The organism is Bifidobacterium sp. ESL0764 (assembly GCF_029395515.1).
In the GTDB taxonomy this organism is placed as follows: Bacteria; Actinomycetota; Actinomycetes; order Actinomycetales; family Bifidobacteriaceae; genus Bifidobacterium.
Genome location: NZ_CP113919.1, coordinates 889060 through 903739 on the forward strand (window position 1 = coordinate 889060; position 14680 = coordinate 903739).

The window sequence follows — 14680 nt, forward strand, 5'->3', positions numbered from 1 at the left end:
CCGTTGCATGATAGCGCTAAGCCTTTTATTCCTAATCCTCGTATGAAGTGTCCGGACCGATTGTCGGCAACTCGCTGGGGACTCCGACATCCGGTATCCGCAGTCCCAGATTGGTGATGAACCGCTGGATGATTTTGCCGTCGTTGTCGGTGGTGTTGAGTTTCGAGACCTTTCCGTTGATGCGGATTGTCGGAGGGAAGAACCCTTTGCTTCCATTCATATCGGTAAAAAGCTCTTTCCGCTTGGTGTCATAGACCGTTGCCTTGCTGATGAAGGAAGCATACGGTGCCTTGACCGCGGCTTCGGCAACATCACGGCTTACTCCTGCCTTGATTGCCTGGGCGGCGATTTGCTTGTCGCTGACGTCTTTGTAATGAACGGCGTCGGGCTGGAAGTCTTTGGCGAACAATGCGCCCACGAATGCCGTGACGTGTTTCGGATCGTGTTCGGATACATACGCCACCGCATTCGCCGCCCGGGTGGCATACCGATTCGTGGAAGGAGTGTCATACAGATTGACGATATGGAATTCCAGATTTATCTGTCGCGCCTCCTGCAGTTTTTCCAATGTCGGCGCAAGCGCACGAGTCAAGTCCCCGCAGTAGGGGCAGAGGAAGTCCTCATAGATTTCCACGGTCGGGGCTTCTGAATTGCGCTGCGTTTCGCGGTAGGCGGGGAGTCCGCCCTCTTCGGTGGAATTGGTCGGCTTGTCTTTGACTCTTTGCAGATCGTCATAGGCCTGGGCTTGGGTTTCGGGAAGTGTCTGTTTCGACTTCTTGCCTTGATTGATGCCGATGGAAATGCCGATGACCAGAACCAGCACCATCACGATGGCTACGGCGATGCCTCCGATGATCAACTGGTTGCGTCCGATAACGCCGCCGTTGGATTGTGTACGGGTTTCGCCGTCGCTGACACTGTCCGGGGGCGTGGAAGTCAGAATGGATGGAATCCTACGCTTTGACGAAGCGCGCGACCGGGAATGTTTACCGATACCGCTCATTTCCTGATCACCCGATTCCTTTCCAAGTGTCTTTCAAAGTCGCCGAATTGTCGATTACGTCACTATTTTGAAGTTTATCGCTTTGTTGAGATAATCGGTGGTCCGCTCAAGACAAATATCGTGGAAGTCTACTGATACGAGGGTTGTGAACGTGTAACAGGCACAGACGCGATAATGATTTTCAGCTGTTTTGAGGAGAGAGTTTTACTGGTCGTTGACATATTACATCTTAAATTTCATCCTGAAGGACGATGGCGAAGCGATCGTAATAGCGTATTCTCGAATATCGGTGAAGAGCTTTGTGCATACAAGCTGCATAATGCTCCAGAGGAAAATCGGTAGGCAGAACATTTAAACCAAACAAGAACTTATATATGGTACAGACTATAAGGAACAGTTGAGTGGAAAACAGTATCGGCAATATGGATGTAACGAATCAACCAAAACGAACGGCATTGTCCGGATTGTCCGGCTCGAGTCGGCAACGGCGTTTCGGACTGACGACCTTCGACATCAAGATGATCGGCGTGGTGCTGATGGTGGTCGACCACGTCCACCAGATGTTCGCCTCGCAGGGCGCGCCCAACTGGCTCGACTGGTTCGGTCGGCCCGTGGCCACGCTGTTCTTCTTCGTCAGTGTCATCGGCTTCTCGCACACGCACAGCAAAAAGACCTACATGATCAGGCTTTACGTGTGCATGGTCCTGATGGCCGTGCTCGACATGGTGCTTCAGCAAGTGGTCAACTATGACGGGGCGGAACTGGTCAACAACATCTTCCGCGACCTGTTTATCGGCACGATTTTCATGGCCGCCGTCGATTGCTTCGAAGCCGCCTTCAAAAAGCGCGGAAACAAAGCCGCTTCGGGATTTGGAGCAGGGGTGCGGGGCGGCGATGAGCGCACCGGCTCGGTGCACGGTGTCATTTCCGGCCGCGACGATATCGCTGCAGCGGGAAAGAACGGTTCAGTCCCTGACCAGAACTTGATATATGCGAGCAGGCATTCCGCCGCCGTCACCCGCGGTTTCCGTGTGAAGAAAACGGTTGAAGGCATCCTGTTGCTCGCCTTGCCGTTCCTCCTTTCGCTCGTTCTGCTCCCGTTCATGGCTCAAGGTGACGGCACGCAAAGCCCGGTGATGATGTGGGTATTGCGTATACTGACGGCGGTCGATCCTGCGATTTTGCTGGCAGAGAACACCGTCATGGTGCTCCTCATCCCGGTGATGTACGCGCTGCGTAATGTCAGGCACAGCGCCCTCTGGCAGAGTGTGGCCATCGCCGTGGTCGCGGGGCTGTATGCCCTGGCTGGCCAGACGCAGTGGATGATGATTTTCGCCATCATTCCGATCCTGCTCTACAACGGTGCGAAAGGACGGGGCGACAAATACTTCTTCTACATCTTCTATCCCGCGCACATCGCCGTTCTCTATGTGTTGGCAAGCCTTGTCTGAATGTGCGAGGTAGGCGTTATACGGCTGGTGGCGGGTTTCGTCGAGGAAGGGTTGGCGCGGTAAACGTTCCGTGGGATTGGTTGAGAGAGCTTAAATATTGGGGAATCCGACTGACTTCTGTGAGATTTTCGGAACCCAATGAAACTCTATGGAACCGATGAAACTCCATGAAAGAGGTTCCGCTGTAACTTCATTGCTGCCGCGGAACCTCTTGGCTTTGTTTGACGCTTCCGTGACGAAACGGATATGCGGTGATATCAGCGAGGTTTTTGTCTTCGCGTACTCGCTTATGACAGATACTTCTGCTGTATTGCAAGCGCCTTGCCGTCCGAGCCTATCGAAGGCGTAATCTTGGCGTCGCCGACCTGCTCGCGGTGGAGGCCGAGCGAATGGACGAGCGTGGGTTCAATGTCTTGAATCACATGAAGATGACGATAGGGCCACATGGTGCCGTTGATGCAGATGGTCGGGGTCGAGAAGCGGAAATTATCCTGCATCTGAACGTAGAGTTCCTTGCGCTCGGTGGTATATTTCGTGGCCTTGTCGACGTAATCGTTGTAGGTGCCTTTCGTCGCGTCTTCAGCGACCTTCTTGCTGACGCCGGCTTTCAAGGCCTGTTCGATGATTTCCTGATTGCTGACGTTGCGGTTGTTGTTTTTGTTCGGTTGGTAGCCTTTTTCAAACAGGGCCGTTGACAAATCAAGCGATTTGTCTGGCTCCTGCGAGGCGATATAGGCGAAGGCGCTCGCCGAACGGGTGGAGTATTTGTTTTCCGTCTTGGAATCAAGGAAATTGAGCGGGTGGATGTAGAGATTGATTTGGCGGGCTTCCTGCATTTTTTCCAACGGCGTGGAAAGCCCTTTTTCGACAGTGGCGCAACCCGGGCAGAAGAAATCGACGTAAAGGTCAACGCTTGGGGCCTTCGGGTTGTAATCACTGGCTTTGAATGCGGGCAGACCGCCTTGTTTTGTCATACCCTTCGGCTTCTGCGCCAGTGCCTGGAGTTGCTGGTAGTCGCGTTCCTCGCCGTGCCTGCTGAACCAGAAGGCGTAGCAGCCGGCGATGACGATGATGACCACCAAAACTGCTGCGACGATTGACCAGATGACGAGAACGCGGCGTTGCTGTATCTTCTCATGCAGATCGAGGGCCTTCTCTTTCAAGAGTGTTGCGGACGCTTTGGTATCGTCGTCGGTGCTGTCGTCGGTATCGTCATCGACGTTGTCGTGGATATTGTCGCTCATTTGTGTAGTGCTGCCGTTCGTTTGTGCTATCGGGGACTGAGAATCCGTAACTTCATCGGTCCTTTGGGATTTGGGATTACCGTTGTCGCCATTGTTGGCGTTGATATTCGTGGTGTTCACATCTGTCGTTTTGGGCTTCTGACCGTCATTTGCCCGACCATTGTCTGTTGCCATGACGTTTTCTCCCTTTGACCCTTTTCCATTCTGTGACGAAAATCTCATTTTGCGTCCCTCCGCCACTCTACTAGTTTTCCGCCGCAAACACCAATGAAGCCGTGGAGCAAACCATTATTTGAAAGGCAAAGCATTGAATGCCTCAAGATGAAGTGAGCGTCTAACGTCGGTGGGTATCGCTGTGGAAGCCGGATATTGTTTATTTAAGTTATGTAATGAGATAGAGGATTGTTTTGTATAGGTTACGTATCCAATGGAGCAGATAACTATCTCTATATTAAATACTAGTTGGCTAAAATCTTGATTTTTTAAAGATTTCAACAAGAATATTTTGTCTTTACTCATGAGGTTGATACTCTCCTGAATATAAGGACATTGAGATTACAGTGAGGTGATTCGTTTGGGTACGTGGAGTGTCAGATATATAGAAGAAGTGAGAAAAGATATCAAGAAGCTGGGCGAGCCGCGGGCCAGTCACGTTCGTAAAGCGATCCATCGTATCTCGACCAACCCTTTGCCCTTTACCGAAGGCGGATACGGCAAGCCTCTTGGCAATAAAGGTGGCAATAACCTGACCGGATTGATGAAAGTTAAATTAAAACATGACGATATAAGAATCGTCTACTCTCTGGAAAGAACCGAGGAATCGATGACGATAATCATTGTGGGAATCCGAGATGATGAGGCCGTCTATAAAGAAGCAGCAAAGAGATTGTAAACAAGTAATTGATATTAGTACACATATATGGTATATAATATGGATTATAATTTATGGAGGTTGTTATGGGAAGTTCGGTGTTTTTAGAAAATTTGGTCTCGGCGAGCGAATTCAACCACGGTAAGGCAAGCCAGACGTTCAAACGTGTACAGGACGATAATCCCGTTGTAGTCTTGAAAAACAATAAACCCACTGCTGTCATCGTCAGTCCCAATGATTATCGACGATTGACGGAAGCGGAAGAGAATTTCGTGCTCTACCAGGAAGCGATGGAACGACTGAAGAACGATAGCGGCAAACGTCTGACCGAAGTGGAAGTTTTCGGCAAAGAGTCGGAAGTCGATGACGGCTACGAGCCCGAGTTCGAATAAGATAATCGGTTGAAGATAAGTCCGATAAGAAAGTGGGAAATACAACGACGTATTATGCAAGAACAAGTGAGCACGGTTATGAGACATGCATAGAACATCCGACGATTCCGTAGGTCTCGATCGCGCGATAAAGATCTGCTTTTGCATCAAGGTTGCCGAGAATCTCATCATCGAAGGTATCCCTCTTCGAGCGTACGATTATGTCGTCAACGGCAAGAGTGCAATAGGTTGGCTCATTGACCGTTACCAAATCCGTACTGATAAAAAGAGCGGAATCGTCAACGACCCCAACGATTACAGCGACAACCCACGCTACATAGTCGATCTGGTAGAACGAGTCATCACTGTCAGCATGAAAACGCTAGACATCATGGACTCCCTACCCCCGCTAAACGAGCTTCCGCAGCCAGTCAACTGGCATCAGGCGTGGAGAGAATAATTTAAAAGTGGGGTCTGCAACAGTTTTTATTGCAGACCCCATTAATATTCAATTATCTATAAAAGGATTATTCGGTTTTATTTCGGCTCTCAACATGCTCATTGACATCAGTGTCCCAAACAGAAGTTTTTTTCCGTACCCCGTCGGACCAAATATCCAAATATTTAAATGGAACTCCTGTAAATTGTTCGGCAAGACCGGGATTTATTTCGATATCGGTAGCTGAATTTATATTTCCGCATGCGTTTCCAAGTAGTTGTTTAAAAAGAACTGGATGTTCTTCATCTATTTCTACTGGCTCGTTTTTCCTCCAATGCCTTATACTCATTTGTGTCATAAGAGATTTTTGTCGATCGGCATCTATAATTCCTAATTGTTTTGCTCTCATGATTTCGGACGAAATTGATGTTGCATACTGCATCTTAATAGGAATAAAATCGTCTAAAGTCATTTTGGGAGTAAAAATCGAAAACGCATCCTTACGTGGAATGAGAAAAGCTCCAGCGAATAATGAAGCTTCTCTTTCAATAATTTTGCGTGATTCTGGACGACGTTTACGTTGTAATGCTATATGGCCTAATTCGTGGCATACGGTAAAACGAATACCGTCGCCAGTCCTTCTCTGAGCAAAATATCCAATAACCGCAGGATTGAATTTTGAAGTAGGGAACGATACGCCCTCTGGCTTCGCTGCCTCGTTGCTAGGAGTAACACTCAAAGGGGCGGATACGATTCCACCCGCTTCTAAAGACCAAATTACATTTTCGATTGGTCCTGAGGCGGAAAGTCCAAGTCGGGCTCTTATCTCAGCTGCCAATTCTTCGATATCATTTATATCAGGTGTCCCAGATGGGGCGATTGCATCGATCCAATTGCACTGACTCGTTAAATCTGCGATTTTCGTAAGTTTCCGAGCGGTATTTTTTAACATTCGATATTCACTCGTAACTCTTCTTTTTTCGCGAATATTTGTTCTGCTGGGTGCTCGAAATGTTAGCTCAGTTGCGGGTGTTTGTTCTTCATCTGTACTGAAAAAGGATATTGGGAATCCGCTGGCCAAAGCCAAAGCTTCGGCATCCTCTTTCCTGAATGGTGTAAGAGACTTCGACATATCAGATATGCGGCGTCTAGGAATCTCGCTGATTTCCGAAAGTTGTCCTATTGTCCAACCGTTCAATTCGCGAAGCGTATCTATTTTCTGTGGATTGAGCTCACTCATCATCTTTATTTTGCTGTTCATGGGCGACAAGTTTCGTAGCATCTTTCTTCTTTGAGTTTAAGGTATTTCCCAAAATCCAGAGTGGTGCATGTGCCGTAGAAATACGGCGTTTTTGTGGTGTTGCTTCTATTGGAATTTCTAAACTTACAGGCGTATCATCTTTGAAGTCGATATTTCCATACGGTCTTTTTGCGACGATATTAAAAGAGCCGTCCTTATTCTGTGACCAGATGATAAACATTTCGACCCCATCCAGAGTGGCATTATCTGTTAGGTCATGTGGCAAAGAATTTTCTTCTCGCAAAGGGCCTTGTGTATATGCCCTTTGTCTGGCTCTGCTAAGACCTGCAGGGTGCAGCCCGCTTTCGTTAAACGGGTCTCTTTTGTTGATTCTCACTTTTAGGCAGGATCGTTCACTTGAAAGTTGGACACTTTCTTTGGTCTCTTTCGTTAAATACCAATCAGGGATAGGATTAGCTTTCAGATCTTGCTGAATTTCTCGTAAGAACATTTTTGCCCAAAGGCCGGTTTCGGTAAGTTTACTGAGATGTCCAACCGAAAAGGCCGAATCGGTTAAGTTCCCAGCAGTTTTAAAGGTTCCGTGCAAAAAATATAAACTGCCAATTTCATCTCGTATTAATTGCTCCTCGTAGGTGCGATGTCTAGAATTCATTATGTCAAAGCCTTTCTAACAGCTTATTTTTTGTAAGTGCGCAACTTTTGCATACAAAAACTATATCACTTTGTCGGATGTATTGCAAGTAATTGTGCTAGAGCTTGGGTTTCGTAGGGACGCCGGCCCGCCGAAATATAACCCCGGCCAACTACACTGAAACCAAACGTTGAACCTAATCGAAAGGACCGAAAATGGCAGACGAAAACAAGCCGGAACCGGAGAGCTTTAAGCTCGATCACACCAAGGTGAAGGCGCCGTATGTGCGCTTTATCGACACCGAGACTGGTGAGAAGGGCGACGTCATCTCCAATTATGACCTGCGCCTGGTGCAGCCCAACGAGAACGCCATCCCGACCGGCGGTTTGCACACCATCGAGCACACCATCGCGGTGCTGCTGCGCGAGCGCATCCCGGGCTATATCGACTGCTCGCCGTTCGGCTGCCGCACCGGCTTCCATCTGCTGACCTGGGGCGAGCACAGCACCGAGGACGTGGCGAAGGCCCTGAAGGAATCGCTCGAGTTCATCGCCTACAAGGCGACCTGGGACGACGTGCCGGCCACGGACATCAAGAGCTGCGGCAACTATCGTGACCACAGCCTCTTCACCGCGAAGGAATGGTGCAAGAAGATCCTCGACGAAGGCATCAGCTCCGACCCGTACGTGCGCAAGGTGGTCTGATTTTGGCGTCCGCTGAGCGAAAGCGGGCTGAAATTGAAATACAAACGAAAGCGGCATCCGGCGATTGGCGTCGATGCCGCTTTCTTGCATATATCGTCATTCTGTTCTGCCGCTGTTCCATAAATCTGTTGCTCTGGAAACCCGGTATTTGTTGTTCGGGGCAGGCAGGGAGAGAGCGTGGAACGGTTCGTACATGTTTCTAGTGGACTTAACGATGTACAACTATATCGTTTGGTTTGTGATGAACAAGCCGGATGAAGACTGCGCTTTCCAAGCGTCTCGAAAATTGCGCGAGCGGTCTTCTTCGTGCGTATTCCATTCAGCACAAACTGCCAGTTGACGGCCTTCTTGGTTCGTAACAATTTGATGCACGCCACTGTTTGTTGACTGTCAGTATGATAATCAGTTATTGAAAAGGGGTACGGAATGGCTGAAGAACACAAGAGGCATACTGGGAGCGATCTCACGGAAGCAACCGTGGAAACGGCAGGAATTCTGACCGGTTCCATGCGCGTGCGTCGGGCGAGCGAAGCTGATTTCGATGTAATTATGGCTATCTTCGAGCGGGCCCGCGAACTGATGCGACGCACCGGTAACCCCAACCAGTGGGGCAAAAGCTGGCCTCCCGCCGAACTGATCCACGAGGATATTCGCGGCGGCAACGGCATGCTGTTGGTCGATGCCGAAGGTGAGGGCGGTGCCGAACGTATACTCGCCTATTTCGCGATGTTTCTTGGTGTGGAGCCGACATATGCGCACCTGACCGAGGGCGCTTGGCTGGACGACGACGAATACGCCACCATGCACCGCCTTGCTTCCTCCGGGCTGAAAGGCCATAGCGGGGGAGCGTGCATGCAATGGGCGGCGGCGGCATACAAAAACGTGCGTTGCGACACCCACCCGGACAACAAGGCGATGCAGCACGTCTTTGAGGAATCGGGGTATCGGCGTTGCGGGATCATTACGGTCAGCGACATGGGCGATCGCGGCAACACGCGCATCGTCTATCAGCGCCACGACAGGTGAGGCGGCATTGGCGGCTATAGTCGAACCGTCGGATATGTTTTGTATGTTTTGCCAACGCTCATAAAACCACCTACGATTCGGTTTCCTACCGTATGCTCGATGCCATGTGTCCGATGCGATGTGAATGGGCATGCCAATGGATGGCAGGTATTTGCGGTGTGCCGAAAACCCCACGGACTTGTTCGGTCATCATCGCCTCCGCGTGTCCATGTGATTGTTCCGTATCGCCTGTTTGCCTTCATCACTTTGGCGCGCGACAATATGAACTATGACTTTGAACGCACTGCCCGAATGGCCTTACTCTTCCGCACTTGGCAAATCGAACTACGCCGCCGCGCTGCGACGTTACCCGGGGCAGGCCATCGTCGACCTCAAGGCGATGCGCGACAACATGCGTCACTTGGTCGAGGTCGTCGGCGGCCCGAAGTCCGGCACGGCCGTGATGGGCGTGGTGAAGGCCGACGGCTACGGCCACGGGCTCATTCCCTCTGCGCTGGCGGCGCTCGCGGGAGGTGCGACGTGGCTCGGCACCGCACAGCCGCGTGAAGCTCTGCTGCTGCGTATGGCAGGCATCGATTCGAGCCGCTGCCATATTCTTACGTGGATGTACAACGGACGCAACGCACCGCTCATCGAGCTCATCGCCAGTGACATCGATATTTCGGTGGGTTCGCTCGACGGCATCGATGCTGTGGCCGCCGCGGCGCGAAAACTCGGTATGCCGGCACGTGTGCACGTCAAGGTCGACACCGGTTTCGGCCGCAACGGCTTCACCGCCGAAGGCTTTCAGGCCGCGCTCGACAAGCTGGTGCCGCTCGCCCACGAGGGTGTGCTCGACATCGTAGGACAGTGGAGCCACTTCTCGGTGGCCGACGCGCCTGACGTCCCAGAATTCGTGGAGGCGACCGACCAGCAGCTCGAAAGCTTCAAGCAGTTCACCGCGCGGATGGAAAAGGCCGGAATCCCGCCGCGCATCCGCCATATCGCCAACACCGCAGCCACGCTTTCCCGACCGGAAACGCGCTTCGAGCTGACCCGTCCGGGCATCGGGCTTTACGGCTATGAAGCCGATCCGGCGATGGGGACGCCCGCAAATTACGATTTGAAACCGGCCATGACCTTGCAAGCGCAGCTCGCTACGGTCAAAGGTGTCGAGGCGGGACATGGAATTTCGTACGGACGCACCTACATCACCGACAAGGCGACCAGCACGGCCATCGTGCCGCTGGGCTATGCCGACGGCATCCACCGTTCCGCCTCCGGCTTTGATGAGGCCGGCGCGAAGCATACGCTCAAGCCGGGCGGTCCGGTGCGCGTGATGACCGCCGAGGGACCCAAGCTGATGCGCGTCTCCGGGCGTGTATGCATGGACCAGTTCATCCTCGACCTGCACGGCGATGCCAAACGACTCGGCGTGCACGAAGGGGACACCGTCGAACTCTTCGGGCCCGGCCGCGGTGAGGACTACGCCGAGCCGACCGCGGACGATTGGGCGCGTGCCGCCGACACCATCAGCTACGAGATCTTCACCTGCCTGCGCACGCGCATCCCGCGGCTTTATTTGCATGCCTCGGAAGTGCTCGATCCGCAGGATATGAGCAAACTCAACTCCAAGTCGTTGCTGTGAAGTTATAGACAACATCTACGGATTTCTCGTTCGGCGGCCGCTGGGGTTGCGGTGGCCACCGATTATTCATATCGACCAAGCTGTGCTGAAAGTCAATGAAGACAAGGCATTGAGGCTCGTTAGAACGCGATGGCTGGCCTAGAACGAGCTTGCGGAAGTCAAAGTCCGTAAACGATGAAATGCCGGGGCTTGATTTGCGATTGCGTTTCTGTATCCTTAGTTATAGTCTTAATGACTATAAGGTGACAATAAACGTTTTTATCATATCCGGATAGCCGATAGGACTATATAAAAAGAGGAAAGATTGTATGAAACCTGACAGAGATGTGGCCATGTGCCCCGTCTCGCTTCCGCTTCGTAGCGAGGGCTGGTTTCAAAAAGTGCTTGTGTGATTCCACACGGCCTTTGCCTGGCAGATAGCCGGGCGAAGAAAAACAGGAAGGTGAATGATGAGTGATGAAGCGAAGGGTTCATCGCTGAGCGTCGAGGCTCAAGGCATCGACGTCATCGATGAGTCGGAACGCAAGGGCAAGCCCTCGAGCCTGTTCTGGCCTTGGTTTGCGGCCAACATCTCGGTGCTGGCCATGTCGTACGGGGCGTGGGCGCTCGGTTTCGGGATTTCGTTCTGGCAGGCGGGGCTGACCACCATCATCGGCGTCGTGGTCTCGTTCCTGCTGGTGGGTATTGTCTCCATCGCGGGCAAGCGCGGCAACGCGCCGACCATGGTGATCACCCGCGCCATTTTCGGCGTCAAGGGAGCGAAGGTGCCCGCAGCCATGTCTTGGATCGCGACATTGGGCTGGGAGATCTCGCTGACGGTGACGGCGGTGCTGGCCATGTCGTCGACCCTGCAGAAGCTGGGCATGGGCAACGCCAGCGCGTCCAAGCTCATCTCGACCATCGTGGTCGTCGGACTGGTGGTCGTCGCCGGCATCTTCGGCTATGACCTCATCATGAAATGCCAGCAGGTCATCACCATCGTCACCGGCATCGTGACCATCGGCTTCTTCATCCTGGGCTGGGGCAATATCGATTTTTCTCGAGTCGGCTCGGCCCGCGCCGGCGGCCTGCCGGCGATGCTGGGATGCTGCCTGTTCGTCATGACCGGTTTCGGGCTGGGCTGGGTCAACGTTGCCGCCGACTATTCGCGCTATCTGCCGCGCAAGTCATCCAACGCCGGCATCGTGGCATGGACGACGTTCGGCGCCTCGATCGCCAACGTGCTTCTGATCGTCTACGGTCTGCTGCTCGCGGTCTCCAACTCGAATCTCGACAAGCAGGTCGGCCTTGACCCCGTGGGCGCGATGGCCTCGATCCTGCCGACATGGTATCTGGTGCCGTTCACGCTGGTGGCGGTGCTCGGACTGATGAGCGGCGCGATTATGGACAACTATTCCAACGGCCTCGACCTGCTTTCCTTCGGCATCAAACTGCCGCGTACGCTCGCGGCTGCGCTGACCGCCGTGCTCACGGTCATCGGCGTCATCTACGTCACCTTCTTCTCCGACACGTTCATCGGCCCGTTCCAAGGCTTCCTCATCACGCTCGGCGTGCCCATGGCCGTCTGGACCGGCATGTTCGTGGCGGATGTGCTGATGCGCAAGCACGATTACGACAGCACCGATCTCTACGACCCCGCAGGCCGTTACGGCGCATGGAATGTCAAGGCGCTGGTGATCCTCGCGGTAGGCACGGTTCTCGGCTGGGGGCTCGTGGTCAATTCGGCGGCGAGCTGGCTGAACTGGCAGGGCTATCTGCTCGGTCTGTTCGGCGGCAAGGACGGCATGTGGGCGCAGGCGAATCTGGGCGTGTTCGTGGCCCTTGTGGTCGGCCTGCTTGGCACTTTGATTTTCCAACGCAGTGACATCAAACGACAGGAAGGAGCCAACTGATGGTTGACAAGGATGAATGGCTGGTGGTCGTGGACCGCCAGAAGGTGTTCGCGCAAAGCGATTGGTCGACCTGGGCGTGTGCCGACGGCTCGTATTATGCCACTGACGAGCCTTTCAAGCGTCTTGCGAAGGCCTACGGCGATCGGGTGGCCTACACCCGCTACATCGCGCCGGACAAGCCGCGGGACGCGTGGGTCGACTACTTCAAGGACTGGCCGCAGTTCCTTGTGCCGCCGGACGACCCGATGTACGACTTCACCGACGAGACGGCCGAGCTTGCCAAAGGCCATCCTGTGGTGAGCAGAACGACGTTCGGCAAGTGGGGTGATGAGCTGAAAAAGGCCGTGCAAGGTGCCAGGAAGATCGCGGTGTGCGGGGTGGCCACCGATTGCTGTGTGCTTCAGACTGCGTTGGCCGCGGCGGATGACGGCGTCGCCGTCCGGCTGGTCGAAGATGCGTGCGCAGGCAGCACCCCGGAAAACCGGAAGCTGGCCATCGAGACGATGAAGCTGTTCACGCCGTTGATCACCGTGACCGACACCAAGGAATTGCTAGGCTGATTGTCGCCAGCGTATAGCTCCGGTAACGGCGGAATCCGGGTATCTGCTGTCTATCGTAGGAGGATAAAAGATATCGTTTCAAACTGCTGTTTCAGGCGCGTTCGGCGATAACGCAAGTCGTCTGCCATCCAGACTTGGCAGGCGGCTTGTGTTGTTCCGTCATAAAGCTCGGTCGATTCCGTAATTTTCATTGGTTGGCCGTCTGATGTGGGCTATCATCGGATACATAGCGACGGATTCGATTGGCCATGCTTGCGTAACCGGCTTGGGGGCTTGGATTGATGGCATGGTTTGAGGGAGCGAGGCGTGTGATGGAAACCGCAGATGGCGAACAAGTGCTTCAGGACGAGGGCTATGACGCGTTCGACGAGGAGCGTTGGGCTCCCGAACCGCCGAAATCGCAATCCCGTACCGCCTTCCAGCGCGATCGTGCGCGTCTGATCCATTCCTCGGCTTTGCGTAGGCTTGGCGCGAAAAGCCAGATTCTGGTGGCCGGCACCGATGATTTCGCACGTACCCGGCTGACACATACGCTTGAGGTCGCACAGATCGGCAGGCAGATCGGTTCGATGCTCGGCTGCGACCCGGATGTGGTCGATTGCGCCTGCCTTGCCCACGACCTCGGTCACCCGCCGTTCGGACACAACGGGGAGCGTGTGCTGGCCGACATCGCCTCCGGTATCGGTGGTTTCGAAGGCAACGCGCAGACCCTGCGTCTGCTGACAAGACTCGAGCCGAAGGTCTTTCACACCGACGGTCGTTCCGCCGGAGTCAACCTGACGCGCGCCTCGCTGGATGCCGCAGTGAAATACCCGTGGACGCTTGCCGAGGCCTCAAAACACCCGAAAGGGGAGCGAAGCCTGAAATTCTGCGTCTACCCGGATGATGTCGACGTCTTCAACTGGCTCAAGGCCGGAGCGCCGAAAGACGCCAAGCCGATGGAATGCCAGGTCATGGACCTTTCCGACGACATCGCCTACAGCGTCCACGACGTGGAGGACGCCATCGCCACCGGCACCTTCAACCCGCTGGCCCTGGCCGACCCACGCGTGCTTGACGGCGTGGTGGAGATGACCCGTGAATGGTACGGGCAGCAATGGGATCCGGACGAACTGCTAGAGGCCTTGCACCGCTTGATGAAACGACATATGTTCCCCTCGCATTTCAACGGTTCGAGGCAAGCACTGGCACAGTTGAAGAACATCACCAGCTCGCTGATCGGCCGGTTCGCCGGTTCCGTAGAGCAGGCGACGCGCGAGAAGTACGGGCAGGGCAGGTTGACCCGTTACAGCGCCAACGTCGTCATTCCCGACGAGACCAATTACGAGATCGTCGCGCTCAAGGGCATCGCCGTCTACTTCGTCATGGCACCGCGCGAACGCGAGCCCCTGCACGACCAGGAACAGCAGATCGTCGCCGACCTGGTCGATGTGCTGATGGCGGATTCCCCGCGTCCCTCCGACGCGCTGGAAACCGTGTTCCTCGAAGACTGGAACGAGTCCACCAACGACGACGAGCGGCTGCGCGTGGCCATCGACCAGGTGGCCAGCTTGACTGACGGCTCGGCGATGACCCTGCACTCCCTGATCTGCTGAAGCTG

The 14680-nt window shown here is 53.9% G+C and carries 14 protein-coding genes; 10 read left to right on the forward strand and 4 right to left on the reverse strand.

The window, feature by feature from the left end; genetic code table 11:
- Positions 1-31 precede the first annotated feature (31 nt).
- The gene (locus tag OZX71_RS03160) at positions 32-1003 is read right to left on the reverse strand and encodes a thioredoxin domain-containing protein (RefSeq protein ID WP_277160469.1); all 972 of its coding nucleotides are present in this window, start codon (positions 1001-1003) and stop codon (positions 32-34) included.
- A gap of 401 nt (positions 1004-1404) precedes the next feature.
- Between OZX71_RS03160 and OZX71_RS03165 the strand changes: the two genes are divergently transcribed.
- Positions 1405-2454: a TraX family protein gene (locus tag OZX71_RS03165; RefSeq protein WP_277160470.1), complete on the forward strand. Its 1050-nt coding sequence runs from the start codon at positions 1405-1407 to the stop codon at positions 2452-2454.
- A 287-nt stretch (positions 2455-2741) separates the two neighbouring features.
- On the opposite strand, the gene OZX71_RS03170 is transcribed toward OZX71_RS03165, so the two are convergent.
- Positions 2742-3872 (reverse strand): thioredoxin domain-containing protein, encoded by a 1131-nt coding sequence (locus tag OZX71_RS03170; protein ID WP_277160471.1) that lies wholly within the window; start codon positions 3870-3872, stop codon positions 2742-2744.
- Between the two features lie 400 nt (positions 3873-4272).
- On the opposite strand from OZX71_RS03170, the gene OZX71_RS03175 reads away from it, so the two are divergent.
- The 3 genes from OZX71_RS03175 (at position 4273) to OZX71_RS03185 (ending at position 5400) form a co-directional block, all read left to right on the forward strand.
- Complete coding sequence (locus OZX71_RS03175; protein ID WP_277160472.1) at positions 4273-4590, forward strand: type II toxin-antitoxin system RelE/ParE family toxin; 318 nt, start codon at positions 4273-4275, stop codon at positions 4588-4590.
- Positions 4591-4655: 65 nt separating this feature from the next.
- Entirely contained in the window at positions 4656-4961 is a 306-nt protein-coding gene (locus OZX71_RS03180; protein WP_277160473.1) for a type II toxin-antitoxin system Phd/YefM family antitoxin, read from the forward strand.
- 85 nt (positions 4962-5046) lie between these two features.
- A complete protein-coding gene (locus OZX71_RS03185) occupies positions 5047-5400 on the forward strand; it encodes a type ISP restriction/modification enzyme (protein WP_277160474.1) in 354 nt (117 codons plus the stop codon).
- Between the two features lie 67 nt (positions 5401-5467).
- Here the strand turns inward: OZX71_RS03185 and OZX71_RS03190 are convergent, their stop codons facing one another.
- Both OZX71_RS03190 and OZX71_RS03195 read right to left on the reverse strand, forming a co-directional pair.
- Complete coding sequence (locus OZX71_RS03190) at positions 5468-6640, reverse strand: ImmA/IrrE family metallo-endopeptidase (protein WP_277160475.1); 1173 nt, start codon at positions 6638-6640, stop codon at positions 5468-5470.
- A complete protein-coding gene (locus tag OZX71_RS03195) occupies positions 6612-7292 on the reverse strand; it encodes a hypothetical protein (protein ID WP_277160476.1) in 681 nt (226 codons plus the stop codon). The genes OZX71_RS03190 and OZX71_RS03195 overlap by 29 nt, the downstream gene beginning before the upstream one ends.
- A 194-nt stretch (positions 7293-7486) precedes the next feature.
- Here OZX71_RS03195 and OZX71_RS03200 point away from each other — a divergent pair, with 194 nt between their 5' ends.
- The 6 genes from OZX71_RS03200 to OZX71_RS03225 all read left to right on the forward strand — a co-directional run bounded on the left by OZX71_RS03200 (position 7487) and on the right by OZX71_RS03225 (position 14675).
- On the forward strand, positions 7487-7975 hold the full coding sequence (locus tag OZX71_RS03200; RefSeq protein ID WP_277147133.1) for an S-ribosylhomocysteine lyase: 489 nt from the start codon (positions 7487-7489) through the stop codon (positions 7973-7975).
- Between the two features lie 426 nt (positions 7976-8401).
- Complete coding sequence (locus tag OZX71_RS03205; RefSeq protein ID WP_277160477.1) at positions 8402-9001, forward strand: N-acetyltransferase; 600 nt, start codon at positions 8402-8404, stop codon at positions 8999-9001.
- 268 nt (positions 9002-9269) lie between these two features.
- Complete coding sequence (alr, locus tag OZX71_RS03210) at positions 9270-10628, forward strand: alanine racemase (RefSeq protein WP_277160478.1); 1359 nt, start codon at positions 9270-9272, stop codon at positions 10626-10628.
- Between the two features lie 446 nt (positions 10629-11074).
- On the forward strand, positions 11075-12520 hold the full coding sequence (locus OZX71_RS03215) for a cytosine permease (RefSeq protein WP_277160479.1): 1446 nt from the start codon (positions 11075-11077) through the stop codon (positions 12518-12520).
- On the forward strand, positions 12520-13080 hold the full coding sequence (locus tag OZX71_RS03220) for a cysteine hydrolase (RefSeq protein WP_277160480.1): 561 nt from the start codon (positions 12520-12522) through the stop codon (positions 13078-13080). Before OZX71_RS03215 ends, OZX71_RS03220 begins: the two co-directional genes overlap by 1 nt.
- Positions 13081-13391: 311 nt before the next feature.
- Positions 13392-14675: a deoxyguanosinetriphosphate triphosphohydrolase gene (locus tag OZX71_RS03225; RefSeq protein ID WP_277160642.1), complete on the forward strand. Its 1284-nt coding sequence runs from the start codon at positions 13392-13394 to the stop codon at positions 14673-14675.
- Positions 14676-14680: the final 5 nt, after the last annotated feature.

Bases quoted from the DNA above. Each gene is read 5' to 3' on its own strand.
- OZX71_RS03160 (WP_277160469.1), bottom strand. From the start codon at position 1,003: ATGAGCGGTATCGGTAAACATTCCCGGTCGCGCGCTTCGTCAAAGCGT.
- OZX71_RS03220 (WP_277160480.1), top strand. From the start codon at position 12,520: ATGGTTGACAAGGATGAATGGCTGGTGGTCGTGGACCGCCAGAAGGTG.
- OZX71_RS03180 (WP_277160473.1), top strand. From the start codon at position 4,656: ATGGGAAGTTCGGTGTTTTTAGAAAATTTGGTCTCGGCGAGCGAATTC.
- OZX71_RS03195 (WP_277160476.1), bottom strand. From the start codon at position 7,292: ATGAATTCTAGACATCGCACCTACGAGGAGCAATTAATACGAGATGAA.
- OZX71_RS03185 (WP_277160474.1), top strand. From the start codon at position 5,047: ATGCATAGAACATCCGACGATTCCGTAGGTCTCGATCGCGCGATAAAG.
- OZX71_RS03170 (WP_277160471.1), bottom strand. From the start codon at position 3,872: ATGGCAACAGACAATGGTCGGGCAAATGACGGTCAGAAGCCCAAAACG.
- OZX71_RS03225 (WP_277160642.1), top strand. From the start codon at position 13,392: ATGGAAACCGCAGATGGCGAACAAGTGCTTCAGGACGAGGGCTATGAC.
- OZX71_RS03200 (WP_277147133.1), top strand. From the start codon at position 7,487: ATGGCAGACGAAAACAAGCCGGAACCGGAGAGCTTTAAGCTCGATCAC.
- alr (WP_277160478.1), top strand. From the start codon at position 9,270: ATGACTTTGAACGCACTGCCCGAATGGCCTTACTCTTCCGCACTTGGC.
- OZX71_RS03215 (WP_277160479.1), top strand. From the start codon at position 11,075: ATGATGAGTGATGAAGCGAAGGGTTCATCGCTGAGCGTCGAGGCTCAA.
- OZX71_RS03205 (WP_277160477.1), top strand. From the start codon at position 8,402: ATGGCTGAAGAACACAAGAGGCATACTGGGAGCGATCTCACGGAAGCA.
- OZX71_RS03190 (WP_277160475.1), bottom strand. From the start codon at position 6,640: ATGAACAGCAAAATAAAGATGATGAGTGAGCTCAATCCACAGAAAATA.